Here is a 25,928-nt window from a genome sequence, read left to right on the forward strand (position 1 = left end):
GCGCGGATCGTTCCCGACCCCGCACCAATGCAAGTGTCAGATAAGTGTGGCGGAACAGCGATTCAAGCATTCACACCAACGTTATGACATTACAATTGCGTAATGATCGGCCGGACTTCCGGCGACGGTCAGGCCGTCATTGCCGCAGGGCTTCGATCAACTGTTCCAGGTCGTCGGGGATCGGAGCCTCGAATTCCATCACCTCGCCGGTGCGGGGATGTTCGAACACAAGCAGATAGGCGTGCAGCGCCTGGCGCGGGAAGGCGCTGACGACGGTGCGGGCGGGCTCGGGGATCTTGTTGACCTTGGTCTTGAAGCCGCCGGCATAATCGAGGTCGCCGATGAGGGGATGGCCGATATGGGCCATGTGGACGCGGATCTGGTGGGTGCGGCCGGTTTCCAGCCGGCATTCGATCAGCGCTGCCAGAGAGGTTGCCTCAGGCGTTTCGTGAAAGCGCTCGATGACTTCGTAATGGGTCACGGCTTCGCGCGCGTCTGCGGCATTCTCGCGGGTGACGGCGCGTTTCGTCCGGTCTCCACCGGCGCGGCCGAGCGGTGCGTCGATCGTGCCCTTCAAACCTTTCGGGCGACCCCAGACGACCGCCATATAGGCGCGTTCCAGCGGACCGGAACGGCCATGGTCGGCGAACTGGTCGGCCAGGTGGCGATGCGCCAGGTCGTTCTTGGCAGCGACCATGACGCCCGACGTATCCTTGTCGAGCCTGTGGACGATGCCCGGCCGCTTGACGCCGCCGATGCCCGATAGTGTGTCGCCGCAGTGGTAGATCAGCGCGTTGACGAGGGTCCCGGTCCAATTGCCGGCGCCGGGATGCACCACGAGACCCGGCGGCTTGGCGATGACGATCAGGTCCTCGTCTTCATAGAGAACATCGAGCGGAATATCCTCGCCCTTGGGTTCGGGATCTTCCGGTTCCGGCAATGTGATCTCGATTTGATCGCCGGGGGACACTTTCTTCTTCGGCTCGGTGCAGGCCTTGCCGTTCAGCAGTACGACACCCTGTTCGATCAGCGCCTTGATGCGGTTTCTGGAGAATTCGCCGTCCAGAACCTGTGTCAGCCACGCATCCAACCGCCCTTCTGCTGCCTCATCGGCAGTCAGGACTTTCCTCGGGGCTTCGGCTTGTTTAAAGGGGTCGTTCATTCCGGTTTCCGTCAATTCGCAATCTTGCACGCATAAGGACAATTCATGCCCCAACCAGAAGTCGAGGAAAAGGAAGAGCCGCTTGATCCGGCGATGGAGAGAATCCGCCGGAAGATGGTGCTTCTGCAGCTCGTTTCGGGCGGGATCCTGTTTGTCTGCTTTATGGCGGTCCTCGCCGCGATTGTCTACAAGATCTCCCAGCGGCCCGCAGACGGCCCCGCAACGGTCGCGACGTCCGGAAGTTTCACCGTCCCGTCCGACCAGCCGCTGAAGGCCACCGCCGCACTGCCGACCGGTTTCCAAATCGACAATGTGTCGATGTCCGGCAGCCAGCTCGTCTTCCTCGGCCAGCTGAACGGCGCCCGCAAGGTGTTCGTGTTCGATATCGTGCTCGGCCGCATCGTCGCCGATGTGACGATCGCCACCGGTCCGTGATGGAGCCTATCCGCATCGAGGATGCGGACGACCCGCGGATCGCCGAATTTCAGGCGGTCCGCGATCGCGACCTGACGGGCAGGGGCGGGCGGTTTATCGCCGAGGGCACTGTCGTGCTGCGCATGCTGGCGCAGGCACACCGGGCCAAGTCCGGCTTCGTCGCGGAGAAGCTTCTGCTTCTGGAAAATCGGGTGTCCGGGCTGGAAGACATCCTTGGCCGTTTCCCTGACGATGTCCCGGTCTATGTCGCATCCTCTGCCGTTCTCGACCGGATTGTCGGCTTCCACCTCCACCGCGGCGTGCTGGCGATCGGTCGCAGGGCTGAGGAGCCGTCGATTGCGGACCTCCTGCAGAACCTGCCGGAAAAGACATTGGTCGTTGCGGCCTTCGGCATTTCCAACCACGACAATATCGGCTCGATCTTCCGCAATGCGGCCGCCTTCGGCGCCGATGCGGTGCTGCTGGACGCCGCCTGCTGCGATCCGCTCTATCGAAAGTCGCTGCGGGTTTCTGTCGGCTCCGTGCTCTCGGTGCCCTATGCCCGCACCGGGACGATGACGGAGCTTCTGGACGCCCTGATGTCGCGCGACTTCGCGATCTGGGGCTTATCGCCTGCCGGACACGCCGAAATCCGCGACGTACCGGCGCATCCGAAGATGGCACTGATCACCGGAACCGAGGGCGACGGACTGCCGGCGCATATCCTCTCCGCAGTCAAGACCGCGCGCATTGCCCAGATGCCGGGACTGGATAGTCTCAACGCCGCAACCGCGACCGGCATCGCGCTCTACGAGATCGCCATGCGGCAGGGCCGGCTCTAGGAATTTCAGGTGTCGTTCAGGATGACGACTGCTCGTTCAGTTTCGCCATGGCCTTCTTGGCCCTGGCAGCCAGGCTTTCGCGATCGCTGTTGCCGGATTTTCCAGACAGGATCGTGTTGATCGGCGAGGCCTTGCCTTCGCGCGCGGCCGTGAGCGCCACAAGACTTGCAGCGATGGTTGCAAGCTCCTGCCGAAGCGCTGCATCGTTAGCGCCATCGCGGCTCTTTAAAAGCCGTTCCGACACCGCGGTCGCCCGGTTGCGGGCATCGTCTGCGAGATCGATCATGGCCGGCGTCATCATCGCAGCTGTCATCATGGTGGGCTCTGGGTCCATGCCCGTCGGGCGGGCGACGGCTAACACACCCTCCTCGAGGAGATGCGCCGCCTGGATGTCTTCGGGACCGGGCGTGTTGATCTTGCCTGAATTCGACTTCGCTTTTGATCCGGCTGGCGACCCGGTTTTGCGCAGGGCGCGGCTCGCGTCGCGGGCTTCCGCATTGGCCGTTTTCAGTTTTTCGCGTAGTCTTTCGATTTCCTGCTGACGGCGGTCCAGCGCCTCGGCCCTGTCGGCACCCTCGGCGATCTCCCGGTCCAGCCTTTCCTGCAGCGCTATCCGGCGTTGCTCTTCCAGCTTGACCTTGCTCTCGGCTTCCTTGGCGCGGGTGGTCATGTCGCGGATTTCCGTGCGCAGCGTCTCGCGTTCGTCGCGAAGATTGCCGATCCGGGCCTTGAGGCCTTCCATCTCGGCGGCATGAGACGAGAGGTCGATGCGGAAATTGTCCGTATCGGCAATCAGGCGGGCAACGTGCTGCTGGCGTTCGCCTATCTCGACATCGCGCATCCGCAGGTCGTCGTGGGACTGTTCCAGCGCCACCTTCAGCTCCTGGATATAGCTGTCTTCCTGGCGAAGACGCGAGCGGGTGGCGGCGGCCTCCACATCCAGCGTGTCGGCCTGCATCTTCAGGTCCTGCCGGTCGTCTTCAAGAGTACGGATGGTCGCGTTCAGCGCCTCGATATCGAGCATCAGGCGGGTGTTTTTCTCGCGCGCCTGGATCAGTTCCTGAGAGGTCCGGGCGTTTTCCGCCGCATAGACGGCACGTGCCATATCACGCTGGGCACGCACTTCCTCAGGGCTGATCGGCAGTGTCGCGCGGATGCGGTTTTCCGTGTAGCGCACGATCCGCCTGTGGATCGCCGGCGAAATCAGGATGGCAAGCAGCGCCGCGCTGAGGAAACCCAGGCCAAACAGGAGTGCGTATTGGATCACGGAAAGCCGTTCTTTGTGTCTGGAGCGGACAGGCTCTTTTTAAGCACGGGCGCCTGCACCCGGCAAGTGGGCACGCCCGGTGGAGGCGTCTGCCTGCCGCTCAGAAGGGGTTCCAGGTGGCTTCGCGGGTCATCTTCAGATAGCCGACATTGATGCCGAGACGGGCGCCAAGGCCGGTGCGGATCGGCACCAGGATCACGTTGTTGTTGCGCAGGACCGTCATGCCGACGCCGGCGACCACGAAGGCCGAGCCGGAAACGCCACCGAAGCGGGCATAGAGCGAATCGACCGTCGGCAGGTCATAGACCAGCATCATAGCGCGGGTGCCCTGGCCGCCGTAATCGATGCCGAGCGATGGGCCCTGCCAGTAGGTCGGATGCTGTCCGGCGTTTTTCGTGTATAGCTGGCCTTCGCCATAGGTCAGGCCGGCGATGAAGGCGCCGGAGCCTTCCTGGCCGAGAATGTAACCGTTGGGCAGGCCGTATTTCGAGAAAGCGTTTTCCACCACCTTGGCGAGACCGCCGCTGGTGGAGCCGAAAAAGCCGTGGCCGGCATCGACAATTTCCTGCATCGAATACTGCGAAGCATTCTGCTGGGCGGATGCCCTTTCGATTGTGACACAGAAAGCGGTTGCCATGACCACGAAAGCGGTGGCAAAGCGAGCGAAGGCGGAAAGGTTCTGGCGGCGCATATTGAAGTCCGTTTGTTAAATCTTCCGTTATCAAGCGTCATGCTTAAGCCGCCTCTATCTTGGCGGCATGACGTTAACAATCGGTTTACCACAAATGGTGTCATTATGGCGGCACCTATACACATTGACCGTCGACAATCCCCGCGCAATGTTGCTGTGGCACATGCGCGAGGGAATATTTTCATCCAGCCGGAGACACGCATGCCTAAAAATCCCAATCTAACCCTCGGCGGTCCGGATCTGGCAGCTCTCCTCTGCAGCCGGGTCTGCCACGATATCATCTCGCCGGTCGGAGCCATCAACAATGGCCTGGAGCTTCTCGACGAGGGAGCCGCCGACGCGGATGCGCTCGACCTGATCCGTACATCGGCCATGAACGCCTCGGTGCGTCTGAAATTCGCGCGGCTTGCTTTCGGCGCCTCCGGCTCTGTTGGTGCCTCGATCGATACGGGCGAGGCCGAAAAGGCTGCCAAGGAGTTCGCGGTCGCCGAAAAGAAGACGGAAGTCTCCTGGAACGGCCCGCGCGCCATCATCCCGAAGAACCGGGTCAAGCTGCTCCTCAACCTCTTTACCGTCGCTTACGGCGGCATTCCGCGCGGCGGCTCGCTCGACGTGACGCTCGAAAACCCGGAATTCGACGCGAAGTTCATCATCACCATCAAAGGCCGGATGATGCGCGTGCCGGCGAAATTCGTCGAAGTGCTGTCGGGTGCCATGGAAGAGGCGGTCGATGCCCACACGATCCAGCCCTATTACACGGTTCTGCTGGCCGACGAATGCGGCATGGATTTGAAATACGTGGTGTCTGAAGACAAGATCACATTCATCGCGGAAACCGTCCCTGCCGAAGTGCCGGCCGTTTCCGAAGAGGTCTGAGACCCGATCAAGCGCTCTGACATGTGAAAAGCGCGGGTTGCCTTGAGGCGGCCCGCGCTTTTCGCGTTGCGCCTGACGCGTAACTCTTTCTTAGCTTCATTCGGGTCATGGTGGATGTTGCCCAGGGACGGGCACAGCATCAGAGGAAACACGATGCAGCGAATGATGATTGCAGACAGTTCGGACATCGTGCGCAAAGTGGGCAAGCGCATTCTCTCGGAAATCGGCTTCCTGGTTTCCGAAGCGGGCACTGCGCAGGAAGCACTGACCGGCTGCCGTGCAACCTTGCCGAACTTCCTGATCGTCGATGCAGGCCTCGACGACGCGCTCGGTCTGATCGCTTCCGTCCGGGCAATGGATCGCGGCAAGGACGTCAAGATCTTCTACTGCGTCATCGAGACGGACCTGAAGAAGATGATGGCCGGCAAACGCGCCGGCGCCAGCGATTTTCTCCTCAAACCTTTCGACCGCAAGATCCTGACATCGGTGTTCGGCGGCTTTGCTGTTGCGGCTTGATAGTTTCAGCGTTTGCAGCGTGCGCTGAGTGAAGCCGCGTCTCGGAGGTGTCCTGTGAGCGAAGACGAACTTCTCGTTCTCTACCCCGTACCCAGTCTCATCGCGACGCTACTTCAAAGCGAGAGAGCGAAGGGGAGCCCTCTGACGGAAAACGAGGTCCTCGAGATCACCGACACGTGTGAGGTCATCGCAGTTTCCCGTGATGTTGCTCAGAAAATGGACGAGCAGCGCGGCTATCTCGACATCGATCCTGAGAACTGCTGGGTTGAGTGGCAACAAGCTCGAACCGTGTTTATGGAAACTTGATCCGGACACCGCGCTAAGGCGTCGATCCTCAGCGCTTCCACCTCGGCAATCCTCAAACGCAAAAACACCCGCTTGCGCGGGTGCTCTTCAATCCGGGATAGGGAAAGCTTTCAGGCTCAGGCGGTTTCTGCGAGCTCGACATTGTCAGGTTCGCGCAGCACGTAGCCGCGGCCCCAGACTGTTTCGATGTAGTTCGCGCCACCGGCCGCATTTGCGAGCTTCTTGCGCAGCTTGCAGATGAAGACGTCGATGATCTTCAGTTCCGGCTCGTCCATACCGCCATAAAGGTGGTTGAGGAACATTTCCTTGGTGAGCGTGGTCCCCTTGCGGAGCGAAAGAAGCTCCAGCATCTGGTATTCCTTGCCCGTCAGGTGCACACGCTGGCCGCCGACTTCGACGGTCTTGGCGTCGAGGTTCACGATCAGTTCGCCGGTGATGATGATCGACTGGGCATGGCCCTTCGAACGGCGAACGATGGCGTGGATACGTGCAACCAGTTCGTCCTTGTGGAACGGCTTGGTCATGTAGTCGTCTGCGCCGAAACCAAGGCCTCGTACCTTGTCTTCGATGCCCGCCATGCCCGACAGGATCAGGATTGGCGTCTTGACCTTTGACAATCTCAGAGTGCGAAGCACTTCATAACCCGACATGTCGGGGAGATTGAGGTCAAGAAGAATGATATCGTAGTCATACAACTTACCAAGGTCGACGCCTTCTTCGCCAAGGTCGGTCGTATAGCAGTTGAAGCTTTCCGATTTCAGCATCAGCTCGATCGACTGGGCCGTCGCGCTGTCATCTTCGATGAGTAGAACCCGCATAATTTTCCCCTTTACCGCCGCGTAAGGTTACCGATGCCCCCTTACTCGATACGGATCCAGACTGAGCCTGATTTGGAAGCTGCCAGAAACTGGTTAACAAATTATGAGCGGTCCTGGCAAGGTGCATCATTTTGTTAAGCAAAATTAGTAGCAGCCTGTTTTACTTTAAGGATTGGCCATCGCCAGCTTGATTCAGCGGAGGAGGAAACCCCGCTAAGTGATTCAAACGACTCCGACATTGTCGTGACCGAAAACCGGCCTTGGCATTTACCGACCCTTAAATGATCAGGCTTATTGTTAATGATGCCTGTAAATGAAAGGTTAACGCGGCGCCAAATTTGTTAACGCCTCGGAAATTTTTTGAGCCTCGCACTGTATTGAACAGGGGTTTACCGGCCTGGGTCTCGCTATCCACGGAGTATTGCGTATGAAATCGCGTGACAATCTTGTTCGCCTGAAGAACTTTCAGGTTAACGAAAAGCGTCGTCAACTGCAGCAGTTGCAGACGATGATGGCCGAATTCGAAAGAATGGCGAAGGAACTGGAGCACCAGATCACCGTCGAGGAGAAGAAATCGGGAATTTCCGACCCGAATCACTTCGCCTATCCAACTTTTGCCAAGGCTGCCCGCCAGCGGGCCGACAATCTGCAAGTCTCGATCCGGGAACTTCGGATCCAGCAGGATGCCGCCGAGCTTGCGCTGGAAGAGGCGGAAGCCGAATTTGCAAAGGCGTCGGCGCTCGAAGAGCGCGACACCGGTATGCGCGCCCGCGCCTGATGCCTTACGGCTGGTTGCCAGCCGAGCGCATCACACGATAGCGAGAGGACTTTGACGAGGGGACCGCGGACCGGTGCCCCCGTTTTTGCTTTTTCGACTTTTTCCACGGAGCGGCAGGGCAGACGTGTGGCCCAAGCTTTGCTATGGGTGCCCGATGAGAAGGCTCATCTGGTTTTCGCTTTATGCCGTCGCTTGTGTTTTTCTGGCCCTGGGTCTGACCCTGCCGATCATTCGCTTCGACCGCCTGTATTTTTTCCGTGAGACGCCGTCGCTGGTCGAACTGGTTTCGGCTCTTTGGGGGCAGGGCGATGTTGCGCTTTCGCTGATCGTCGGACTGTTCTCGATCGTCTTCCCGGTTGCAAAGCTTATGGCGCTCGGCGCGCAAGCCTTTCGCGGCAATCGTCAGCCGGGATTTTTTGCGCGCGTGATGCCGCATCTTGCAAAATGGTCGATGATGGATGTGATGCTGGTGGCACTCGTGGTGTTTGCGGCCAAGACATCCGGCCTCGCGCAGGCAGTAGCGCAACCCGGCCTGTGGTTCTATGCGGCTTCGGCGATCATCGCCGGCATATTGCCGCAACTGGCGCGGCGAGAACCGTCCTTGTCCCGGTAAGTTTCAAACCAGGGCAAATAAAAAGTGCCGCTGCGGTGAGGCAACGGCACTTCGATTTTACCGATGAACAGTGGTCTGCTGACTTCGCCTAATGGCGGTACTGCTGAATGCGGGTGGTCCGAAGACCGGCCAGGCCGTGGTCGTTGATAGACGCTTGCCAGGACAGGAATTCTTCGACGGTGAGCGTATAACGCTCGCAGGCTTCTTCCAAGCTCAACAGGCCGCCGCGAACCGCGGCGACAACCTCTGCCTTACGACGGATAACCCAGCGGCGCGTATTGGCCGGCGGAAGATCCGCAATCGTAAGCGGGCTGCCATCGGGACCGATGACATATTTAACTCGGGGACGTATCATTTCGGTCATTGGACTCTCTACACAACGCAAGACCACAAACGAGAGCCTACCGGGGCAGTTTTAACATTTGACTAAACGAGACGCGCCATTTGTGGCCAAACCCGCATTGGTCGCAATTCACTTGATTCGAGCCGACAAAAACCTTTTAAAACAAGGCATTGTTAGAGTTGTCTTAAGTGATAAATTTCTTGTTTTATTTCATGGCTGCTCCGGAAGAGGACACATTGTGGCCACCGCGCGGGTAAAATGGCCGATCTTTGCAACTGGAATTGCGATAATCGGCCACGTCGATTTTGGTCAGAGCAGGGTCAGCGAGAGCTCCGTCTTGCCGGCACCCAGTGTCACCTGTGCGGTGCCGGAGTGCTGAAGCGTCAGGCTATCGCCTGCGCTCAGCGAAAACACGCCGCTCGCACTCTGCGACTGCGCACCACCCGTTATGCCGGTGAGGGTCATCAGTGTTTCCGTACCGTTGCGCAGCAGCACTGCTCCGTGTCCCGACGATGTGGTGACGACAAGATTGAGGGTGACGAGGTAGATGCCGGCTGCTGGAACCGTGATCCCGTTGCCGCCGCCGGCGGCTGCAGCCCCCAGCACGAAACTGCCCTGGTTGAGGGCATAGGTGGTAAAGCCGCTCTGCTGACCTGATGTCGGTGTGAACGTGGTGCCGGTGCGATAGGCCCTTGCTGCCGGCTGGTTCGGTCGGCTGACGCGACCTGTCGGGCTGATGGCGAGACCCGTGCGCCAGGTGGTGCCGTCGCTGATCTTGATGGAGAATTCGGTGTTTCCGGCAAGCCCCATTTCTGCGAACCCGGTCCAGTTGGACTGGAACAGGAGCGATGCGGTGTCGGTTGCGGCCGCCTTGTTGACCTTGATCTGGTGACCGTTGCCGGCATGGTTGAAGAGGCTTGCAGGAGACGACAGCGACAATCGGTTGGTGGCATCGGCGACAGCGTTTATGCCGAGCAGGCTCAGGGTGCCCTGATCCGGCAGCGGAACATCCCGCCAGGTAGCGCCATCAAACACACGCAGGCGAGAAGTTTCCGCAAACCATGCCCGCCATCCCGTCTTCACGGTCAGGAAGGTCCAGGCGCCGTCCTGCCAGGCGGCGATGCTGCCGGTCTTGCCAGTCCATGCCCCGGTGGCGCTAGCACCCACCAGATGGCGATTGCCGTCGGCAGGCGAGGTCGGTGGAGCCGACAGTTCGGAGAGAATTGTCAGATGCACCAGCGCATCCAGAACAAGCAGCGCCTCGTTGTGGGTGACATGTTTTTGCGCCTGCGACGGCAGGATGAAGGGCAAGTCGAGTTGGGTGGTCGTATCGGGCATGTCGCGCTCCCAAAGGTTGGCCAGTGTTGGTCGTGTGGATTTTACGGCCGTGCCTGCGCGTAAGGATGTAACCGGTGTTAAGTGACTGAAATATAATACGTGCCTGCGCCAAAATCGGCGCCCGCAACGTCCGGCGTGGCGGGACGGCAACGGTGTGGGGGCTTGTCTCGCCAAGGCTGGAAACTGGCGTTTCGATGTCCCGATTGCCCTTGTTTCTTCGTCCGCATGTGCGAATGTGGGCGCAACGAGCACGGGAACACGGCATGCGATATTCCGCCTTATCGATCATCAAGCAGGCGCTTTCGGGCAATCGTCGCTGGACGCCGGCATGGCGCGAGCCGGAGCCGAAACCGCATTACGATGTGATCATCGTCGGCGGTGGCGGGCATGGTCTGGCGACGGCCTACTACCTTGCCAAGGAATTCGGCATCACCAATGTCGCTGTGATCGAGAAGGGCTATATCGGGTCGGGCAATGTCGGCCGCAACACCACGATCATCCGGTCCAACTACCTGCTGGAAGGCAATAATCCGTTCTACGAGATGTCCTTGAAGTTGTGGGAAGGGCTGGAGCGGGACTTCAACTACAATGCCATGGTGTCGCAGCGTGGCGTGCTGAATCTTTTCCATTCCGACGGCCAGCGCGATGAATACGCGCGTCGCGGCAATGCGATGCGGCTTCACGGCGTCGATGCGGATCTGCTCGACCGCGAACAGGTGCGAAGGCTCGCGCCCTATCTTAATTTCGACCACGGCCGCTTTCCCGTCATGGGCGGTCTCCTGCAAAAGCGCGGCGGCACGGTGCGTCACGATGCGGTCGCCTGGGGCTACGCACGGGGTGCCGATGCGAGAGGTGTCGATATCATCCAGCATTGCGAGGTGACGGGCATTCGCCGTGGACCGGGCGGCGAAGTCGAGGGCGTCGAGACGACCAAGGGCTTTATCGGCTGCAACCGGCTGGCGCTGGCCGCTGCCGGCAACACGACGACGGTCGGGCGGATGGCGGATCTGGCTTTGCCCATCGAGACGCATGTGCTGCAGGCTTTCGTGTCGGAGGGGCTGAAGCCTGTCATCGACAACGTCATCACCTATGGCGCGGGACATTTCTACATCTCGCAGTCGGACAAGGGCGGTCTCGTGTTCGGTGCCAATATCGACTACTATTCCTCCTATGCTCAGCGCGGCAATCTTGCGACCGTCGAGGAGACGATGCAGGAGGGCGTGTCGCTGATCCCCGGACTTTCGCGCGCCAAGGCGCTGCGGGCCTGGGGTGGCGTGATGGACATGTCGATGGACGGATCACCGATCATCGACCGCACGCCGATCGACAATCTCTATCTCAACGCCGGCTGGTGCTACGGCGGCTTCAAGGCCACGCCGGCCTCAGGATTCTGCTTCGCGCATCTGATCGCCAAGAACGAAACCCATCACGTCTCGCGCTTCATGCGGCTCGACCGGTTCGAGCGAGGCTATGTGCTCGACGAGGGTGGCAAAGGCCCGCAACCGAACATGCACTGAGCCGTATCCGCACCGAGACGAAGACCCAAGACTGAGCCTGACACAAAGACCGAGATTAAGACATGGCAAGCCTGATTACCTGCCCCCATTGCGGAACGCGGCCGAAGGAAGAGTTTTCGGTGCGCGGCGCCGTGATTGCCCGCCCGTCGGTGTCCGAAAAGGACGAGGCCTGGCACCGCTATGTCTATGTCCGCGACAATCCAAAGGGCCGATATCAGGAATACTGGCATCACGCGGCCGGCTGCCGCCGCTGGCTGGTGGTCGATCGCGACAACCTCACGCATGAGGTCTTCGGTGTGACGGATGCGCAAGCATCTCAGGAGGGGAGCCGATGAGCGCCTATCGTCTTGATGCCGGCGGTCTCGTCAACCGGGCCAATCCCCTGACATTCACGTTCGACGGCAAAAGCTATACCGGGTTCGACGGCGATACGCTCGCCTCGGCGCTGATTGCCAACGACCAGATGCTGATGGGCCGCAGCTTCAAGTATCACCGCCCGCGTGGCCCGGTGACGGCAGGTTCCGCCGAGCCGAATGCATTGATGACGATCGGTAGCGGCGCCCGTTCCGAGCCGAACGTGCGCGCGACGGTCGCCGAGCTCTACAACGGCCTCACCGCCGTCAGCCAGAACCGCTGGCCTTCGCTCGCCTTCGATATGGGAGCGGTCAACGGCCTGCTGTCGCCTTTTCTGGGCGCCGGCTTCTACTACAAGACATTCATGTGGCCGGCGATGCTTTGGGAAAAGCTCTACGAGCCTGTGATCCGCCGTGCCGCCGGGCTCGGCAAGCTGACCATGGAAGCGGATCCGGATCGCTACGAGAAAGCCTGGGCGCATTGCGATCTGCTGGTCGTCGGCTCAGGGCCCGCCGGCCTGATGGCGGCACTTTCTGCCGCCCGCGCCGGTGCGCGTGTGCTGATTGCCGATGAAAGCGCCCGCTTCGGGGGATCGCTGCTATCCGAAAACGTCGTGATCGGCGGGCAGGCGGCGAGCGACTACGCGGCAACTCTGGTCGAGGAGCTCGCGTCGTTTCCGAACGTCACGATGATGCCGCGCACCACCGTGTTCGGCTGGTATGACGACATGGTGTTCGGTGCCGTCGAGCGGGTACAGAAACACGTGGAAACGCCGTCGCCGGATCTGCCAGTCGAGTGTGTCTGGCGCATTGTCGCCAAGCGGGCGATCCTAGCCTCCGGTGCCGAAGAGCGGCCTCTTGTGTTCGGCGGCAACGACCGGCCGGGCGTGATGACCGCGAATGCGGCGCGCACCTATCTCAACCGCTACGGCGTCGCCGTCGGCTCCAAGGTTGCCGTCTTCACCAACGGTGGCTCGGGTTATCGCACGGCGGCCGATCTTTCCGCCCGTGGCGTCGAGGTTGCCGCGATCATCGATGCGCGCGCCGCGTCCACCGATCCGGCTCCCTACGGCGTTCGCGTCATCCATGGCGGTGCCGTCGTCGCCACCAAGGGCCGCAACCGCATCGACGCGCTGGTCGCAGAGCGGGCGGGTTTCGAGGAAGAGATCGCCTGCGATGCGCTGGCCATGGCGGGCGGCTGGTCGCCGATCGTGCATCTGATGTGCCAGCGCGGTGCCAAACCCGTGTGGTCGGACGCGGCGAAGGCGTTTCTGGCACCGGATGTAGGCGCAAGCTTTGTCGCTGCCGGCTCGGCAGGCGGTGCCGACACCATCGCCGCCTGCCTTCGCGACGGGGCGTCCAAGGCAGCTGCGTTTTCGACCGAACTCGGCTTTGCCGCCTATGAAGCAAACATTCCCGAGGTGGAAGGCGAATACGATCCTGATTTCGCGCCGCTCTGGTATGTGCCGGGGTCCAAGGACAAGGCCTTCGTCGACTTCCAGAACGACGTGCATGTGGGCGATCTCGGCCTCGCCCAGCGCGAGGGGTTCCGGCATATCGAGCATACCAAGCGCTACACCACGACAGGCATGGCGACAGATCAGGGCAAGCTCGGCAATGTCGCGACGATCGGGATTGTCGCGGCCATGCGCGGCGTATCACCGGCCGAAATCGGCACCACGACCTTCCGGCCGTTCTACACGCCGGTCTCGATGGGCGCGCTTGCCGGCACGTCGCGAGCCGAACACGCAGCCCCGGTCAGGACCTCGCCTTTGCATGGCTGGGCCAAGAAGAACGGCGCGACCTTCGTCGAGAGCGGCCTCTGGTACCGGTCATCCTGGTTTGCGCGCGACGGCGAAAAGACCTGGCGCGACAGCGTTGACCGCGAAGTGCGCAACGTGCGCGAAAACGCCGGTCTCTGCGATGTCTCGACGCTCGGCAAGATCGAGATCTTCGGCACAGGCGCTGCTGAATTCCTGAACCGGGTTTATTCCAACGCCTTCCTGAAGCTGCCGGTCGGCAAGGCGCGTTACGGCCTGATGCTGCGCGAGGATGGGATGGTGTTCGACGACGGAACGACCAGCCGCCTGTCGGAAAACCATTATGTGATGACCACCACGACAGCCTATGCCGCCGAAGTGATGGCGCATCTGGAATTTGCGAGCCAGACTTTCTGGCCTCATCTCGACGTGCGGTTCGTGTCCACCTCCGACCAGTGGGCGCAGATGTCGCTCGCCGGTCCGAAGGCGCGGATCATCCTTGCCCGGATCGTGGAAGACGACATTTCCGATGCGGCAATGCCCTTTCTCGGCGCGAAAGTCGTCACGCTCAAGGGCGGCCTGAAGGCGCGCCTGTTCCGCATCTCGTTTTCGGGCGAGCTGGCCTACGAACTGGCGGTACCCGCGGGCTATGGCGAGGCCGTGGCCGATGCGATCATGCAAGCGGGCCGCGAGGACGGTATCTGTGCCTACGGTGTCGAGGCGCTCAACGTGCTGCGCATCGAAAAGGGCTTTGTCACCCATGCCGAGTTGGAAGGCCGGACCACGGCCGACGATGTCGGCTACGGGAAGATGATGGCGATGACCAAGCCGGATTTCATCGGCAAGCGCCTCTCGACCCGTTTCGGCCTTACCGCCGCCGATCGCCTCCAGCTGGTCGGCCTGAAGCCTGTGGAAATCGACAAGGAATTCATGGCCGGCGCCCATCTCCTCAAGGACGGCGCAGCCGCGACGCTTGCGGGCGACCAGGGTTTTGTGTCTTCCGCGTGCTATTCGCCGACGCTCGGACACACGATCGGTCTCGGCCTTCTCAAATCCGGCCGCGAGCGGATCGGCGAGAAGATCACTGTCTGGGATGGACTTCGCGGCACCGAAGTCGCGGCGGAAGTCTGCCTGCCGGTCTTTGTCGATCCACAAAACACAAAACAACATCTTTGAGGGCATGACGATGGCTTTGACACTTCTCCACCGCCATGCGCTCGAAGATCACATCCTGGGCTTCGAGACGAGCGCCAACCCCAACCACCTGTCCGTCGCGCGGCGGCCGGTGATCTTTTCGGTGCTTGCCCATGCGGGCCAGGAGCAGGCCGTGGGCCTAGCACTCGAGGCTGCCCCGGATATCGCGCCGCGCTTCTGCGGCCCGGCGGAATGGCTGGCGGTGTCGCTCACCGCAGGCTCAGAGACCGTTGCCGGTCACTTATCCGAAATATCCGGCGCCTCCGTCGTTGATCAGAGCGACGGCAAGGTGCTGATGGCGATTTCGGGACCCAGCGTGCGGCAGATCCTTGCAAAATGCGTCGGCGTCGATCTGCATCCGCAGGCGTTTGCGCAGGGGCATTCCGCAAACATGCTGTTTGGCCACGTCGCAGTGAACCTGGCGCGCACCGGCCCCGACGCCTTCGAAATCATCACGCCCCGGTCGTTCGCCGGCTCGGTCTACGAGGACCTGATGGAAATGGGCCGCGAATTCGCCCTGACGGCATCGTTTTCGGGCGGGTGAAATTCGTCCGGGCCGTGACAGGTCTCAACCCGCCAAGGCATATTCCTCGATAGTCGCGAGTTCCGCCTCAAGAGCCTGCGCCTGCGTTTTCAGGTCGTAGCTCGTCTGCATATTCATCCACAGTTCAGGCGAGGTCTTGAAGAACCTCGCGAGACACAGCGCTGTATCCGGCGTGATGCCGACTTTCTCCCCGACGATGCGTTCAATCCGCGTGCGTGGAACATTGAGCTTCTTGGCAAGAGCGTAAGGGGTCATGTCCAGCGGCTCAAGATAGAGATCTCGCAGGATCTCGCCTGGATGAATTGCCGGGAGTACAGAGTTCACCATTCACGTCGCCTCGATGCCTCATGGGTGCATCCAACTTTTAGTATCACGCATTGATACTAAAGGCGTCAAGTCGAAGCGCCTCAGTGCTTCTCGCGAACGAAGCTCCAGAGACCCTTTTCTTCGGATGCTGCCATGACGAGGTCCGGCCGCTTTTCGAGCGCCGGGACGAGACTTGAGAGGCCTTCGACCCGGTTCAGGAGGTCGACGAATTCGGGGGCGAGGTCCTCGGCGAAATCGCGGCAGAAGCCCTGGATCACGCCGAACTCGATTGTCTTGCGCGGTGTCGCATCGCGCATCGTGGTCAATACGCTGCCTACCAGTTCGTCGAAGCTCAGCACGTTTGTCATTGCGCTATTCCCTGTCGGTTGGCGTTCATGAAAGGGCATACGCAAGGATTGAAAAATAAGTTTCACGCTCTTGCTCGAACATGGCGCGAAACGAACAGCGACTATGTCGGAAACGACAAATCCGGGTTCGCAGAACAGCCTATTGGCAATTCTCAGGAGGTTCTAGGCTCACCCCAAACAGGCATCAAGTTAGGGGAACGGGATCCATGAAAAGCCATGCTCGAGTTGTCGTCATCGGTGGCGGTGTCGTCGGATGTTCGGTCCTCTACCATCTGACGAAGCTCGGCTGGAGCGATGTCGTGTTGCTCGAGCGTTCGGAACTCACCTCCGGCTCCACCTGGCATGCGGCGGGGGGCATGCATACGATCAACGGTGATCCGAACGTCGCCAAGCTGCAGAAATATACGGTCGAACTCTACAAGGAGATAGAGGCCTATTCCGGCCAGGATATCGGCCTGCACATGACCTCCGGCCTGATGCTGGCGGCGACGCCGGAGCGGTTCGACTGGTTCAAGTCACTGCTCGCCAAGGGCAAATACGCAAACGGCGAAGCGCGGCTCGTCTCGGTCGAGGAAGCGCATGCGATGATGCCGCTGCTCGACCCGACGCAGTTTGTGGGCGCCGTGTTTGATCCGCATGAAGGCCATCTCGACCCCTACGGCACCACCCATGCCTATGCGAAATCGGCCAAGAAGAACGGTGCCGAGATCTACCTGCACACCAAGGTCGAGGATCTGGTGCAGCTTCCCGACGGCACCTGGCGGGTGATCACGGACAAGGGCGAGATCCGCTGCGAACACGTGGTCAATGCCGCCGGTCTCTGGGCGCGCGAAGTGGGCCGCATGGTCGGGCTGGAACTGCCGGTTCTCGCCATGGAGCACATGTATCTGATCACCGAGGACATGCCCGAGGTCATCGACTTCAACAAGACGTCCGGTCGCGAGCTGATGCATTGCGTCGATTTCGACGGCGAGATCTACATTCGCCAGGAACGCAACGGCATGCTGATGGGCACCTATGAAAAGGACTGCCGGCCCTGGTCGCCGATCGAGACGCCCTGGACGTTCGGCCACGAACTCTTGGCCGAGGACCTGGAGCGCATCACGAACGAGCTGGAAGTGGGCTTCCGGCATTTCCCGGCCTTCAACAATGCCGGCATCAAGACGATCATCAACGGGCCCTTCACCTTTTCGCCTGACGGCAACCCGCTTGTCGGCCCCGTGCGCGGCATGACGAATTTCTGGTCGGCCTGCGCTGTCATGGCCGGGTTCAGCCAGGGCGGCGGCGTAGGGCTGGCGCTCGCCAACTGGATCGTCGAGGGCGATCCCGGTTTCGACGTGTTCGCCATGGATGTCACCCGCTACGGCGATTACGCGTCGCTTGCCTATACCAATGCGAAGGTGCGCGAAAACTATTCCCGCCGCTTCTCGATCCGCTATCCCAACGAGGAACTGCCGGCTGCGCGACCACTGTTGACGACGCCGATCTACGACGCGCTGAAGGCGAGGGGTGCGGTGTTCGGCGCGTCCTACGGGCTCGAAACGCCGCTGTGGTTTGCGCCTGAAGGCGTCGAGGATGCGTTTTCCTGGCGCCGTTCCACCGATTTCGAGCATGTCGGCCGCGAGGCAAAGGCGGTGCGCGACAGCGTCGGGCTGATGGAGACCTCGGGGTTCGCCAAATATTCGATCGGGGGCGAGGGCGCGCATGCCTGGCTCGACCATATTCTTGCGGGCAAGGTTCCAGCCGTCGGCCGTATGGCGCTTTCGCCGATGCTGAACGAGGCCGGCAAGCTGATCGGCGATTTCACGCTCGCCAATCTCGGCGACGACGCGTTCCTGCTGATCGGCTCCGGCATTGCCGAGGACTATCATATGCGCTGGTTCGAGACGCATCTGCCGGATGACGATTCGGTTTCCTTCGATTGTCTCAATCTCGGTCTGGTCGGCCTGTCGATTGCGGGCCCCCGGTCACGCGATGTGCTGCAAAAACTCACCCATCTCGACCTGTCGGATCCGGCTCTGCCGTTCATGGGCATTGTCGAGATCGATCTCGGCATGGCGCCGGTCATCCTCGGCCGTGTCAGCTATACCGGCGATCTCGGCTTCGAGCTTTGGATGAAGCCGGAATATCAGCGCTATCTGTTCGATCTCATCATGGAGGCCGGTTCGGAGTTCGGGATCACCCTGTTCGGCCTCCGCGCCTTGAATGCGCTGCGTGTCGAAAAATCCTTCGGCAGCTGGTCTCGCGAATACCGGCCGCTTTACGGTCCCGTGGAAGCGGGGCTCGGTCGCTTTATCGCCTATGGCAAGGAGGCCGATTTCATCGGCAAGGCCGCGGCGATCGAGGAAAAGGCGGAGGGCGGCGCGCTGCGTCTCGTCACCTTCGTCGTCGATGCAAAAGATGCGGACGTGCTCGGCGACGAGCCGATCTCGCTTGACGGCCAGGTCTGCGGCTGGGTGACATCGGGCGGTTACGCCCATGCCGCCGGCGTGTCGGTCGCCATGGGCTATGTGCCGAAAGAGGTCTCCCGAACCGAGGAGGGGTGGCAGATCGAGGTGCTAGGCGAGATGCTCATCGCCCGGCTTCAGCCGCATCCGATCTTTGACGCCAACGGCTCGCGCATGCGGTCCTGACCGTCGAAAGCTGAAGAAGCGGATAAGCCAAGACCGAAGCAGACCAGAGGTTATTTCTCTATAGTTTTTGCCATTCGTGTGGAAATCGTGCCGTTTTTTCAACAATGCCAAGCGGATTTGCGTCACGTGCTGCAAAAGCCACTGAAATTATGTCTGCCTCTTTCTTTTGCACTTCACATTTCGATTGAAACCGGTAGGAATCAAAAAAATTGAAGATCCTATCAGGGACATTCAAGCGAAAGATGCGGCCGCCAAGGATCGCATCCGCAGGGGAAAATATATGGAATATTTTATCCAGCAGCTCATAAACGGGCTGACTCTCGGATCCATCTATGGGCTCGTGGCAATCGGCTATACGATGGTTTACGGCATCATCGGCATGATCAACTTTGCCCATGGTGACATCTTCATGCTCGGCGGCTTTGCCGCCCTGATCGTGTTCCTGCTTGCCACATCCTTCTTCGCCGGCATTCCGGTGGCGCTGCTGCTTTTGCTGATGCTGCTCGTCGGCATGCTGATGACAGGCCTGTGGAACTGGACGATCGAGCGGATCGCCTACCGTCCGCTGCGCGGCTCGTTCCGCCTGGCGCCGCTGATCACCGCGATCGGCATGTCGATCTTCCTGTCGAACTTCATCCAGGTGACGCAGGGTCCGCGCAACAAGCCGATCCCGCCGCTGGTCACCGACACCTATCATTTCGGTGCGATCACGGTGTCGCTGAAGCAGATCCTGATCGTCGTGATCACCTCGATCCTGCTGTTTGCGTTCTGGTACATCGTCAACAAGACGCCGCTCGGCCGTGCCCAGCGCGCCACCGAACAGGATCGCAAGATGGCGGCTCTGCTCGGCGTCGACGTCGACAAGACGATCTCGATCACCTTCATCATGGGCGCGGCTCTCGCTGCCGTCGCCGGTGCCATGTACCTGATGTATTACGGTGTCGCCTCGTTCAACGACGGCTTCATTCCGGGTGTGAAGGCATTCACCGCAGCCGTTCTCGGCGGCATCGGCTCGCTGCCGGGCGCCGTGCTCGGCGGGTTGCTGATCGGCCTCATCGAAAGCCTGTGGTCGGCGTATTTCTCGATCGCCTACAAGGATGTCGCGACCTTTGCGATCCTCGCCTTCGTGCTGATCTTCAAGCCGACCGGCATCCTCGGTCGTCCTGAAGTGGAGAAGGTGTAACATGGCGACCGTATCGGAAACCGTTCCCAACAACGTCATGGCCAAGGCGATCAAGGAAGGCATCTTTGCAGGCGTCATCGCCTTCCTGATGTTCCTCCTGTTCGTCGGCATCGAGACCTATCAGGACATCAACAACCAGCTCGTCTGGCGCACCCGCTGGGGCCTGCTTGCAGTGTTCGTGGCAGTCGCTGCCGTCGGTCGCTTCATGACCGTTGCCTTTATCAAGCCCCATCTCGACCGTCGTAAACTTGCCAAGGCAAAAGCCGGCATTCTCGAGATTTCGGAAGAGAAGAGCTTCTTCCATCGCCACTTCCTCAAGTTCGCGCTGGTCTTCCTGCTCATCTATCCATTCCTGTCGCTGCTGATTGTCGGCAAGCAGGGCTCGCTGAAATATGTCGACAACTTCGGCATCCAGATCCTCATCTATGTGATGCTCGCCTGGGGCCTCAACATCGTCGTCGGTCTCGCCGGTCTGCTCGATCTTGGCTATGTCGCCTTCTATGCGGTCGGCGCCTATTCCTACGCGCTCCTGTCCTCCTATTTCGGCTTCTCGTTCTGGCTGCTGCTGCCGATGTCCGGCATTCTCGCAGCACTCTGGGGCGTCATCCTCGGCTTCCCGGTGTTGAGATTGCGGGGTGACTACCTTGCCATCGTGACGCTCGCCTTCGGGGAAATCATCCGGCTTGTTCTGATCAACTGGACTGATGTCACCAAGGGCACGTTCGGTATCTCGGGCATCGCCAAGGCGTCGTTCTTCGGCATCTGGTCGTTCGATACGGGCTCCCCGAACAATTTCGTCAAGGCCTGGGGACTGTCGGCTTCGTCGGTCTATTACAAGATCTTCCTGTTCTACATCATCCTCGCGCTCTGCATGCTGACGGCCTACGTCACCATTCGCCTGCGTCGCATGCCGATCGGTCGTGCATGGGAAGCGTTGCGCGAAGATGAAATCGCCTGCCGTTCGCTCGGCATCAACACCGTCACCACCAAGCTCACGGCGTTTGCCACGGGCGCGATGTTCGGCGGTTTTGCAGGCTCGTTCTTTGCGACCCGCCAGGGCTTCGTCTCTCCGGAAAGCTTCGTCTTCCTGGAATCGGCGGTCATCCTGGCCATCGTGGTTCTCGGCGGCATGGGTTCGCTGACCGGTATCGCGATCGCCGCTGTCATCATGGTCGGCGGCACCGAAATCCTGCGCGAGATGTCGTTCCTGAAGATCATCTTCGGCCCCGACTTCACCCCGGAACTCTACCGCATGCTGCTGTTCGGGCTGGCGATGATCATCGTCATGCTGTTCAAGCCGCGTGGCTTCGTGGGCTCGCGTGAGCCGACAGCCTTCCTGAAGGAGCGCAAGGCCATCTCCGGCAGCTTCACCAAGGAAGGCCACGGCTGATGGCGACGGATATGACGACTATGACGAAAGACACGATCCTGAGGGTCGAGCATCTGTCGATGCGGTTTGGTGGCCTGATGGCGATCGACGACTTCTCGTTCGAAGCCAAGCGCGGCGAAATCACCGCGCTGATCGGCCCGAACGGCGCCGGCAAGACGACGGTGTTCAACTGCATCACCGGCTTTTACAAGCCGACGATGGGCATGCTGACCCTGCATCGCAGCAACGGCCGGGAGTTCCTTTTGGAACGCCTTCGCGATTTCGAGATCAACAAGGTCGCGGGCGTTGCCCGTACCTTCCAGAACATCCGGCTGTTTTCCGGCCTGACGGTTCTCGAAAACCTGCTGGTCGCGCAGCACAACGTGTTGATGAAGGCTTCGGGTTACACGATCCTCGGCCTCTTGGGTCTGCCGACCTATAAGAACGCTGCCAAGGCCGCGATCGAAAAGGCCGAATACTGGCTGGACAAGGCGGATCTGACAGACCGCGCCGACGACCCGGCCGGCGATCTTTCCTATGGTGCCCAGCGCCGGCTGGAAATTGCCCGCGCCATGTGCACAGGGCCGGAACTTCTGTGCCTGGACGAGCCCGCCGCCGGCCTCAACCCGAAGGAATCGCTGACGCTCAACGCGCTGTTGCGCGGCATCCGCGACGAAGGCACGTCGCTGCTCCTGATCGAGCACGACATGTCCGTCGTCATGGAGATTTCGGATCACGTCGTGGTTCTGGAATACGGCCAGAAGATTTCCGACGGAACGCCTGATCACGTGAAGAACGACCCGAGGGTGATCGCAGCCTATCTCGGCGTCGAGGATGATGAAGTTGAAGAAATCGAGGAAAAGCTCGACAAGGGCATTATTGAAGAGGGGTCCGTCTGATGGCCGGTGAACCCCTTCTGAAAGTCCAGGGCGTCGAAACCTACTACGGCAACATCCGGGCTCTCGACGGCGTCAATGTCGAAGTCAACAAGGGCGAGATTGTCAGTCTGATCGGCGCCAACGGTGCCGGCAAGTCGACGCTGATGATGACGATCTGCGGCAGCCCGCAGGCCCGCAAGGGTCAGGTCATCTTCGACGGCGAAGACATCACGCAGGTGCCGACGCATCTGATTGCGCGCCGGCGTATCGCCCAGTCGCCGGAAGGCCGCCGGATCTTTCCGCGCATGACCGTGCACGAAAACCTGCAGATGGGCGCCGGTCTCGACAACCTCAAGTATTTCAAAGAGGACGTCGAAAAGATCTTCACCCTGTTTCCGCGCCTCAAGGAACGCCAGGCCCAACGCGGCGGCACGCTTTCGGGCGGCGAGCAGCAGATGCTGTCGATCGGCCGTGCACTGATGGCGCGTCCGAAACTGCTTCTCCTGGACGAGCCGTCGCTCGGCCTCGCACCACTGATCGTCAAGGGCATTTTCGAGGCGATCAAGAAGCTGAACAAGGAAGAGGGGCTCACCGTCTTCCTCGTCGAGCAGAACGCGTTTGCAGCACTCAAACTGTCCGATCGCGCCTATGTGATGGTCAATGGCAAGGTGACGATGTCCGGCTCCGGCAAGGAACTGCTCGCAAATCCCGAAGTCCGCGCCGCCTATCTCGAGGGGGGCCGGCATTGAGCACCATGATCATCATTCCGGCGACCGGGGGACACTGAGATGCAGGGCCTGTTTTTCGAAACCGATACTGGCGTGCGTTATTTCCTGCGCGCACTCGTCATGGTCCTCGGCTTCTGGACGGCGTGGCGCGCCGGCAAGGCGGTAGCAGAAGGCTGGAACGGCTATGGCCATGTCATCGCCTACACGCTGCTGCTGGCCGTCGCGATGCAGTTCATGCATTACGCGCTGTTCCAGGGACCGTTCATCAGCCCGTTCCATTACATTATCGATGTGGTGCTGCTGATGGCGTTTTCCATCTCCGGATTCCGCATTCGCCGCACCCGTCAGATGGTTCAGAACTACTACTGGCTCTATCAGCCTGTCTCCGCTTTCTCATGGAAGAAGAAAGATTGACAGTCGCTCATTTCTAACTTCAGATTGGGTTGGGTCAAATAAGAATACACCAGAGGGTGGAACATTTCTCCGGCGCAATGATGGTGGGTATTGCGTCCGGGTCCCAAAAAACCGCTCACCTAAAAACTGGGAGTAAATCAATGAAGAAGTCTCTTCTTTCCGCCGTCGCGCTGACGGCGATGGTCGCATTCAGCGGCAACGCCTGGGCCGATATCATCATCGGCGTTGGCGGCCCGCTGACCGGCCCGAATGCTGCATTCGGCGCGCAGCTGCAGAAGGGTGCTGAACAGGCTATCGCCGATATCAATGCCGCCGGCGGCATCAACGGCGAAAAGCTGGTCATCGCGCTCGGCGACGACGTTTCCGATCCGAAGCAGGGCATTTCCGTCGCCAACAAGTTCGCGTCCGATGGCGTGAAGTATGTGGTCGGTCACTTCAACTCGGGCGTTTCGATTCCGGCTTCGCAGGAAGTCTATGCCGAAAACGGCATGCTCGAAGTCACCCCTGCAGCAACCAACCCTGTCTTCACCGAGCGCGGTCTGTGGAACACGTTCCGCACCTGCGGCCGTGACGACCAGCAGGGCGGCGTCGCCGGCAAGTATCTCGCCGAGAAGTTCGCCGATGCAAAAATCGCGATCATCGACGACAAGACACCTTACGGCCAGGGTCTCGCTGAAGAAACCATGAAAGCCTACAACGCGGCCGGCAAGAAGCAGGTCATCCGTGAAGGCGTCAACGTCGGCGACAAGGATTTCTCGGCGCTGATTTCCAAGATGAAGGAAGCCGGCGTTTCGATCATCTACTGGGGTGGTCTCCACACGGAAGCCGGCCTGATCATCCGTCAGGCGAAGGATGCTGGCCTCAAGGCAACGCTCGTATCGGGTGACGGTATCGTCTCCAACGAACTGGCCTCGATCGCTGGCGATGCAGTCGAAGGCACGCTGAACACGTTCGGCCCCGATCCGACACTGCGTCCGGAGAACAAGGAACTGGTTGCCAAGTTCAAGGCTGCCGGCTTCAACCCTGAAGCCTACACGCTCTATTCCTACGCAGCCGTTCAGGTCATCGCCGAAGGCATCAAGCTTGCTGGCAGCCCTGACGACGCAGAAGTCGTTGCCAAGGCTCTCAAGGAAAAGGGTCCGTTCAAGACCGTTCTCGGCGACATGGCTTTCGACGCCAAGGGCGACCCGAAGCTCCCAGGCTACGTCATGTACGAGTGGAAGAAGGGTCCGGACGGCAAGTACAGCTACTTCCCGCAGGGCTGAGCCTTCAAGGCTTGAACCATCGATTGACAGGAAGCCCGGCCATTGGCCGGGCTTTTTGCATTGATGCCTGCAGGGTTCAGATATCGAGCTCTAAGTTTCCCGAGCTCAAACCCTGAAAATCCCATCAGAAACTTTCGGGGGTGAAACTGGCAAACCGCGCGGCGGGGAGAGGGCCGGCGGTCATCAGTGTGAAATCGAAATTCGACTTTGCTTCCGATCCCAGAACGTATTGACGGTGCACGCGCAGGAAATCGCGCTTGATCCTGTTGTAGCGCTCGGGCGCCATCATCCGCTTGACCCTGATGAAGGCAAGCGTCGCCTGGGGTGCATCTTCATGTCCTGCCAGCGCCACGACGCGGCTCTTGTAGAAATGAATGCTGTCGGTTAGGCACTGAACCTCCAGCCAGAAGATCTGTGGTGCTCGGGCAATGCGGCCGACACATTCGCGCAATGTCGTAGCAGGTCGCAGCAGCGAGCATTGCAGGATCGCGCCACCGAGCGTCACGAAGCTCACCTTGCGGTCGCTCTGATCTGCGCCCCGCCTGAACACATCAGGATTTTCCGCAAGCAGCATGCCGATCACGTGGGTCGCGACAGCCGATCCCATGCTGTGCGACGTGATGAGATATTCGTCCGCATCCTCAGTCAGCGCCTCGCGGACACCCTCCATGCAGCTCGCCAGCCAGGCGTTGACATCGGGCCTGTCGAGATTGCCCATCGCGTCGGCCATTTCCCAGTCGGCAAACAGGTGCAGCGTGTGAAACCGCGCCATGAAGGGGAGGAGGGCGTAGCGGAACAGCGCAAGACCAAGCGGGATGCTCCACAACAGATGCAACATATTGAGCCCGAGCAGCGCGGGCAGGGCAGCGATCACGGCGGTGAGCCCAAGGACTACAGCCACCAGCAGGAACGGAAACAGGAAGAACAGGCCGAACCGCCACGCATGCCTGAGATAGCCGGCCATGCCGCCCTGGGTGACGATACGCAAGGCGCTTCGATAACCGTCGAGGATACGGCGCGGCAGCGGCTTGCCGTTCAGGCTGTTGACCAGCGCGCAGTGGTCGAAGATGTAGAACCGGCTTTGCGTGACGCCGTCGCCCGCATCCCGCACCCGACAGGTTATGTCGAAATACGCCGTCTTTGCGGTCCGCTGCAGCTCACCTGTCTGGAGATCCAGGTTCCATGTCTTGGCGCTCTGTGCCGCCGCGCGCACATAGCGGGCATGGTGCATGCCGGCGTCGAGCGGCTCGAAGCCCGGGAAATGCAGGACGACGCGTTTCCTCACCCGGTCCGCCGTCGGGGAGTTATCTGCGTCGTGGGGCGTCGGTGCCGTCGAAGGCGATTGTGTAGTCATGACTGCGGAGTTCCGGATGCGGCTTGTCTAAGCCGTTGAGGGTGCGCGCGGATCTATCCCTTGGCATCGCCGACTGCAAGTGTCTGGCCCCGGTCGGC

27 protein-coding genes are annotated in these 25,928 nt (G+C 60.4%); 18 read left to right on the forward strand and 9 right to left on the reverse strand.

All coding sequences use genetic code 11. The annotated features are described in order from the left end of the window. Window positions 1-136 precede the first annotated feature (136 nt). A complete protein-coding gene (locus G6K99_RS08760; protein ID WP_062455171.1) occupies window positions 137-1,162 on the reverse strand; it encodes an RluA family pseudouridine synthase in 1,026 nt (341 codons plus the stop codon). 45 nt (window positions 1,163-1,207) lie between these two features. On the opposite strand from G6K99_RS08760, the gene G6K99_RS08765 reads away from it, so the two are divergent. After that, window positions 1,208-1,597, forward strand: a complete 390-nt coding sequence (locus G6K99_RS08765; protein ID WP_092660094.1) for a hypothetical protein — start codon at window positions 1,208-1,210, stop codon at window positions 1,595-1,597. Continuing rightward, complete coding sequence (locus G6K99_RS08770) at window positions 1,597-2,418, forward strand: RNA methyltransferase (RefSeq protein ID WP_174196313.1); 822 nt, start codon at window positions 1,597-1,599, stop codon at window positions 2,416-2,418. The genes G6K99_RS08765 and G6K99_RS08770 overlap by 1 nt, the downstream gene beginning before the upstream one ends. Before the next feature lie 16 nt (window positions 2,419-2,434). Here G6K99_RS08770 and G6K99_RS08775 read toward each other — a convergent pair whose 3' ends face one another. Further along, window positions 2,435-3,685: a hypothetical protein gene (locus tag G6K99_RS08775; RefSeq protein WP_174196314.1), complete on the reverse strand. Its 1,251-nt coding sequence runs from the start codon at window positions 3,683-3,685 to the stop codon at window positions 2,435-2,437. Between the two features lie 100 nt (window positions 3,686-3,785). Then, entirely contained in the window at window positions 3,786-4,322 is a 537-nt protein-coding gene (locus G6K99_RS08780; protein WP_062457827.1) for a DUF1134 domain-containing protein, read from the reverse strand. Between the two features lie 255 nt (window positions 4,323-4,577). Between G6K99_RS08780 and chpT the strand changes: the two genes are divergently transcribed. The 3 genes from chpT (at window position 4,578) to G6K99_RS08795 (ending at window position 6,074) form a co-directional block, all read left to right on the forward strand. Continuing rightward, window positions 4,578-5,252 (forward strand): histidine phosphotransferase ChpT, encoded by a 675-nt coding sequence (chpT, locus tag G6K99_RS08785; RefSeq protein WP_062455179.1) that lies wholly within the window; start codon window positions 4,578-4,580, stop codon window positions 5,250-5,252. A gap of 153 nt (window positions 5,253-5,405) precedes the next feature. Next, a complete protein-coding gene (locus tag G6K99_RS08790) occupies window positions 5,406-5,768 on the forward strand; it encodes a PleD family two-component system response regulator (protein WP_062455181.1) in 363 nt (120 codons plus the stop codon). A 54-nt stretch (window positions 5,769-5,822) separates the two neighbouring features. Further along, on the forward strand, window positions 5,823-6,074 hold the full coding sequence (locus tag G6K99_RS08795) for a hypothetical protein (protein WP_174196315.1): 252 nt from the start codon (window positions 5,823-5,825) through the stop codon (window positions 6,072-6,074). A gap of 116 nt (window positions 6,075-6,190) precedes the next feature. On the opposite strand, the gene ctrA is transcribed toward G6K99_RS08795, so the two are convergent. Continuing rightward, the gene (ctrA, locus tag G6K99_RS08800) at window positions 6,191-6,892 is read right to left on the reverse strand and encodes a response regulator transcription factor CtrA (RefSeq protein WP_062455185.1); all 702 of its coding nucleotides are present in this window, start codon (window positions 6,890-6,892) and stop codon (window positions 6,191-6,193) included. Window positions 6,893-7,319: 427 nt separating this feature from the next. Between ctrA and G6K99_RS08805 the strand changes: the two genes are divergently transcribed. Both G6K99_RS08805 and G6K99_RS08810 read left to right on the forward strand, forming a co-directional pair. After that, on the forward strand, window positions 7,320-7,670 hold the full coding sequence (locus G6K99_RS08805; protein WP_062455186.1) for a hypothetical protein: 351 nt from the start codon (window positions 7,320-7,322) through the stop codon (window positions 7,668-7,670). Window positions 7,671-7,824: 154 nt separating this feature from the next. After that, window positions 7,825-8,283, forward strand: a complete 459-nt coding sequence (locus G6K99_RS08810; protein WP_174196316.1) for a paraquat-inducible protein A — start codon at window positions 7,825-7,827, stop codon at window positions 8,281-8,283. A gap of 88 nt (window positions 8,284-8,371) precedes the next feature. Here the strand turns inward: G6K99_RS08810 and G6K99_RS08815 are convergent, their stop codons facing one another. Both G6K99_RS08815 and G6K99_RS08820 read right to left on the reverse strand, forming a co-directional pair. Next, on the reverse strand, window positions 8,372-8,647 hold the full coding sequence (locus tag G6K99_RS08815) for a DUF1153 domain-containing protein (RefSeq protein ID WP_062455190.1): 276 nt from the start codon (window positions 8,645-8,647) through the stop codon (window positions 8,372-8,374). 288 nt (window positions 8,648-8,935) lie between these two features. Then, window positions 8,936-9,964, reverse strand: coding sequence for a DUF2793 domain-containing protein (locus G6K99_RS08820; RefSeq protein WP_174196317.1), 1,029 nt, complete (start codon window positions 9,962-9,964; stop codon window positions 8,936-8,938). Between the two features lie 263 nt (window positions 9,965-10,227). Between G6K99_RS08820 and G6K99_RS08825 the strand changes: the two genes are divergently transcribed. The 4 genes from G6K99_RS08825 (at window position 10,228) to G6K99_RS08840 (ending at window position 15,332) form a co-directional block, all read left to right on the forward strand. Beyond that, a complete protein-coding gene (locus tag G6K99_RS08825; protein WP_062455194.1) occupies window positions 10,228-11,481 on the forward strand; it encodes a sarcosine oxidase subunit beta family protein in 1,254 nt (417 codons plus the stop codon). A gap of 62 nt (window positions 11,482-11,543) precedes the next feature. Beyond that, a complete protein-coding gene (locus tag G6K99_RS08830) occupies window positions 11,544-11,816 on the forward strand; it encodes a sarcosine oxidase subunit delta (RefSeq protein ID WP_174196318.1) in 273 nt (90 codons plus the stop codon). Beyond that, window positions 11,813-14,770: a sarcosine oxidase subunit alpha family protein gene (locus G6K99_RS08835; protein WP_174196319.1), complete on the forward strand. Its 2,958-nt coding sequence runs from the start codon at window positions 11,813-11,815 to the stop codon at window positions 14,768-14,770. The genes G6K99_RS08830 and G6K99_RS08835 overlap by 4 nt, the downstream gene beginning before the upstream one ends. Before the next feature lie 10 nt (window positions 14,771-14,780). Continuing rightward, window positions 14,781-15,332, forward strand: coding sequence for a sarcosine oxidase subunit gamma (locus G6K99_RS08840; RefSeq protein ID WP_113109936.1), 552 nt, complete (start codon window positions 14,781-14,783; stop codon window positions 15,330-15,332). A gap of 24 nt (window positions 15,333-15,356) precedes the next feature. On the opposite strand, the gene G6K99_RS08845 is transcribed toward G6K99_RS08840, so the two are convergent. After that, a complete protein-coding gene (locus tag G6K99_RS08845; protein WP_174196320.1) occupies window positions 15,357-15,659 on the reverse strand; it encodes a HigA family addiction module antitoxin in 303 nt (100 codons plus the stop codon). A gap of 80 nt (window positions 15,660-15,739) precedes the next feature. Next, window positions 15,740-16,006, reverse strand: coding sequence for a hypothetical protein (locus G6K99_RS08850; protein ID WP_062582644.1), 267 nt, complete (start codon window positions 16,004-16,006; stop codon window positions 15,740-15,742). A gap of 206 nt (window positions 16,007-16,212) precedes the next feature. On the opposite strand from G6K99_RS08850, the gene G6K99_RS08855 reads away from it, so the two are divergent. From G6K99_RS08855 to G6K99_RS08885, 7 genes are all read left to right on the forward strand, one after another. Then, on the forward strand, window positions 16,213-18,639 hold the full coding sequence (locus G6K99_RS08855) for an FAD-dependent oxidoreductase (protein WP_174196321.1): 2,427 nt from the start codon (window positions 16,213-16,215) through the stop codon (window positions 18,637-18,639). Between the two features lie 280 nt (window positions 18,640-18,919). Further along, window positions 18,920-19,822 (forward strand): branched-chain amino acid ABC transporter permease, encoded by a 903-nt coding sequence (locus tag G6K99_RS08860; protein ID WP_062455207.1) that lies wholly within the window; start codon window positions 18,920-18,922, stop codon window positions 19,820-19,822. 1 nt (window position 19,823) lies between these two features. Next, entirely contained in the window at window positions 19,824-21,212 is a 1,389-nt protein-coding gene (gene livM, locus G6K99_RS08865; RefSeq protein WP_092660116.1) for a high-affinity branched-chain amino acid ABC transporter permease LivM, read from the forward strand. Then, entirely contained in the window at window positions 21,212-22,090 is an 879-nt protein-coding gene (locus G6K99_RS08870; protein ID WP_062455210.1) for an ABC transporter ATP-binding protein, read from the forward strand. Before livM ends, G6K99_RS08870 begins: the two co-directional genes overlap by 1 nt. Beyond that, complete coding sequence (locus tag G6K99_RS08875; RefSeq protein WP_062455212.1) at window positions 22,090-22,818, forward strand: ABC transporter ATP-binding protein; 729 nt, start codon at window positions 22,090-22,092, stop codon at window positions 22,816-22,818. Before G6K99_RS08870 ends, G6K99_RS08875 begins: the two co-directional genes overlap by 1 nt. A 39-nt stretch (window positions 22,819-22,857) precedes the next feature. Then, entirely contained in the window at window positions 22,858-23,211 is a 354-nt protein-coding gene (locus tag G6K99_RS08880; protein WP_062455213.1) for a DUF6867 family protein, read from the forward strand. A gap of 140 nt (window positions 23,212-23,351) precedes the next feature. Then, the gene (locus G6K99_RS08885; protein ID WP_062455215.1) at window positions 23,352-24,476 is read left to right on the forward strand and encodes a branched-chain amino acid ABC transporter substrate-binding protein; all 1,125 of its coding nucleotides are present in this window, start codon (window positions 23,352-23,354) and stop codon (window positions 24,474-24,476) included. A 124-nt stretch (window positions 24,477-24,600) separates the two neighbouring features. Here the strand turns inward: G6K99_RS08885 and G6K99_RS08890 are convergent, their stop codons facing one another. Continuing rightward, the gene (locus G6K99_RS08890) at window positions 24,601-25,830 is read right to left on the reverse strand and encodes a hypothetical protein (RefSeq protein WP_244631416.1); all 1,230 of its coding nucleotides are present in this window, start codon (window positions 25,828-25,830) and stop codon (window positions 24,601-24,603) included. Window positions 25,831-25,928: the final 98 nt, after the last annotated feature.

Origin of the sequence: Neorhizobium sp. AL 9.2.2 (assembly GCF_013317225.1) — a bacterium.
Taxonomy (GTDB): Bacteria; Pseudomonadota; Alphaproteobacteria; order Rhizobiales; family Rhizobiaceae; genus Neorhizobium; species Neorhizobium soli.

Coding starts and splice junctions, on each gene's coding strand:
- G6K99_RS08760 (WP_062455171.1), bottom strand. CDS start 1,162: ATGAACGACCCCTTTAAACAAGCCGAAGCCCCGAGGAAAGTCCTGACT.
- G6K99_RS08765 (WP_092660094.1), top strand. CDS start 1,208: ATGCCCCAACCAGAAGTCGAGGAAAAGGAAGAGCCGCTTGATCCGGCG.
- G6K99_RS08770 (WP_174196313.1), top strand. CDS start 1,597: ATGGAGCCTATCCGCATCGAGGATGCGGACGACCCGCGGATCGCCGAA.
- G6K99_RS08780 (WP_062457827.1), bottom strand. CDS start 4,322: ATGGCAACCGCTTTCTGTGTCACAATCGAAAGGGCATCCGCCCAGCAG.
- chpT (WP_062455179.1), top strand. CDS start 4,578: ATGCCTAAAAATCCCAATCTAACCCTCGGCGGTCCGGATCTGGCAGCT.
- G6K99_RS08790 (WP_062455181.1), top strand. CDS start 5,406: ATGCAGCGAATGATGATTGCAGACAGTTCGGACATCGTGCGCAAAGTG.
- ctrA (WP_062455185.1), bottom strand. CDS start 6,892: ATGCGGGTTCTACTCATCGAAGATGACAGCGCGACGGCCCAGTCGATC.
- G6K99_RS08805 (WP_062455186.1), top strand. CDS start 7,320: ATGAAATCGCGTGACAATCTTGTTCGCCTGAAGAACTTTCAGGTTAAC.
- G6K99_RS08810 (WP_174196316.1), top strand. CDS start 7,825: ATGAGAAGGCTCATCTGGTTTTCGCTTTATGCCGTCGCTTGTGTTTTT.
- G6K99_RS08815 (WP_062455190.1), bottom strand. CDS start 8,647: ATGACCGAAATGATACGTCCCCGAGTTAAATATGTCATCGGTCCCGAT.
- G6K99_RS08820 (WP_174196317.1), bottom strand. CDS start 9,964: ATGCCCGATACGACCACCCAACTCGACTTGCCCTTCATCCTGCCGTCG.
- G6K99_RS08825 (WP_062455194.1), top strand. CDS start 10,228: ATGCGATATTCCGCCTTATCGATCATCAAGCAGGCGCTTTCGGGCAAT.
- G6K99_RS08830 (WP_174196318.1), top strand. CDS start 11,544: ATGGCAAGCCTGATTACCTGCCCCCATTGCGGAACGCGGCCGAAGGAA.
- G6K99_RS08835 (WP_174196319.1), top strand. CDS start 11,813: ATGAGCGCCTATCGTCTTGATGCCGGCGGTCTCGTCAACCGGGCCAAT.
- G6K99_RS08840 (WP_113109936.1), top strand. CDS start 14,781: ATGGCTTTGACACTTCTCCACCGCCATGCGCTCGAAGATCACATCCTG.
- G6K99_RS08845 (WP_174196320.1), bottom strand. CDS start 15,659: ATGGTGAACTCTGTACTCCCGGCAATTCATCCAGGCGAGATCCTGCGA.
- G6K99_RS08850 (WP_062582644.1), bottom strand. CDS start 16,006: ATGACAAACGTGCTGAGCTTCGACGAACTGGTAGGCAGCGTATTGACC.
- G6K99_RS08855 (WP_174196321.1), top strand. CDS start 16,213: ATGAAAAGCCATGCTCGAGTTGTCGTCATCGGTGGCGGTGTCGTCGGA.
- G6K99_RS08860 (WP_062455207.1), top strand. CDS start 18,920: ATGGAATATTTTATCCAGCAGCTCATAAACGGGCTGACTCTCGGATCC.
- livM (WP_092660116.1), top strand. CDS start 19,824: ATGGCGACCGTATCGGAAACCGTTCCCAACAACGTCATGGCCAAGGCG.
- G6K99_RS08870 (WP_062455210.1), top strand. CDS start 21,212: ATGGCGACGGATATGACGACTATGACGAAAGACACGATCCTGAGGGTC.
- G6K99_RS08875 (WP_062455212.1), top strand. CDS start 22,090: ATGGCCGGTGAACCCCTTCTGAAAGTCCAGGGCGTCGAAACCTACTAC.
- G6K99_RS08880 (WP_062455213.1), top strand. CDS start 22,858: ATGCAGGGCCTGTTTTTCGAAACCGATACTGGCGTGCGTTATTTCCTG.
- G6K99_RS08885 (WP_062455215.1), top strand. CDS start 23,352: ATGAAGAAGTCTCTTCTTTCCGCCGTCGCGCTGACGGCGATGGTCGCA.
- G6K99_RS08890 (WP_244631416.1), bottom strand. CDS start 25,830: ATGACTACACAATCGCCTTCGACGGCACCGACGCCCCACGACGCAGAT.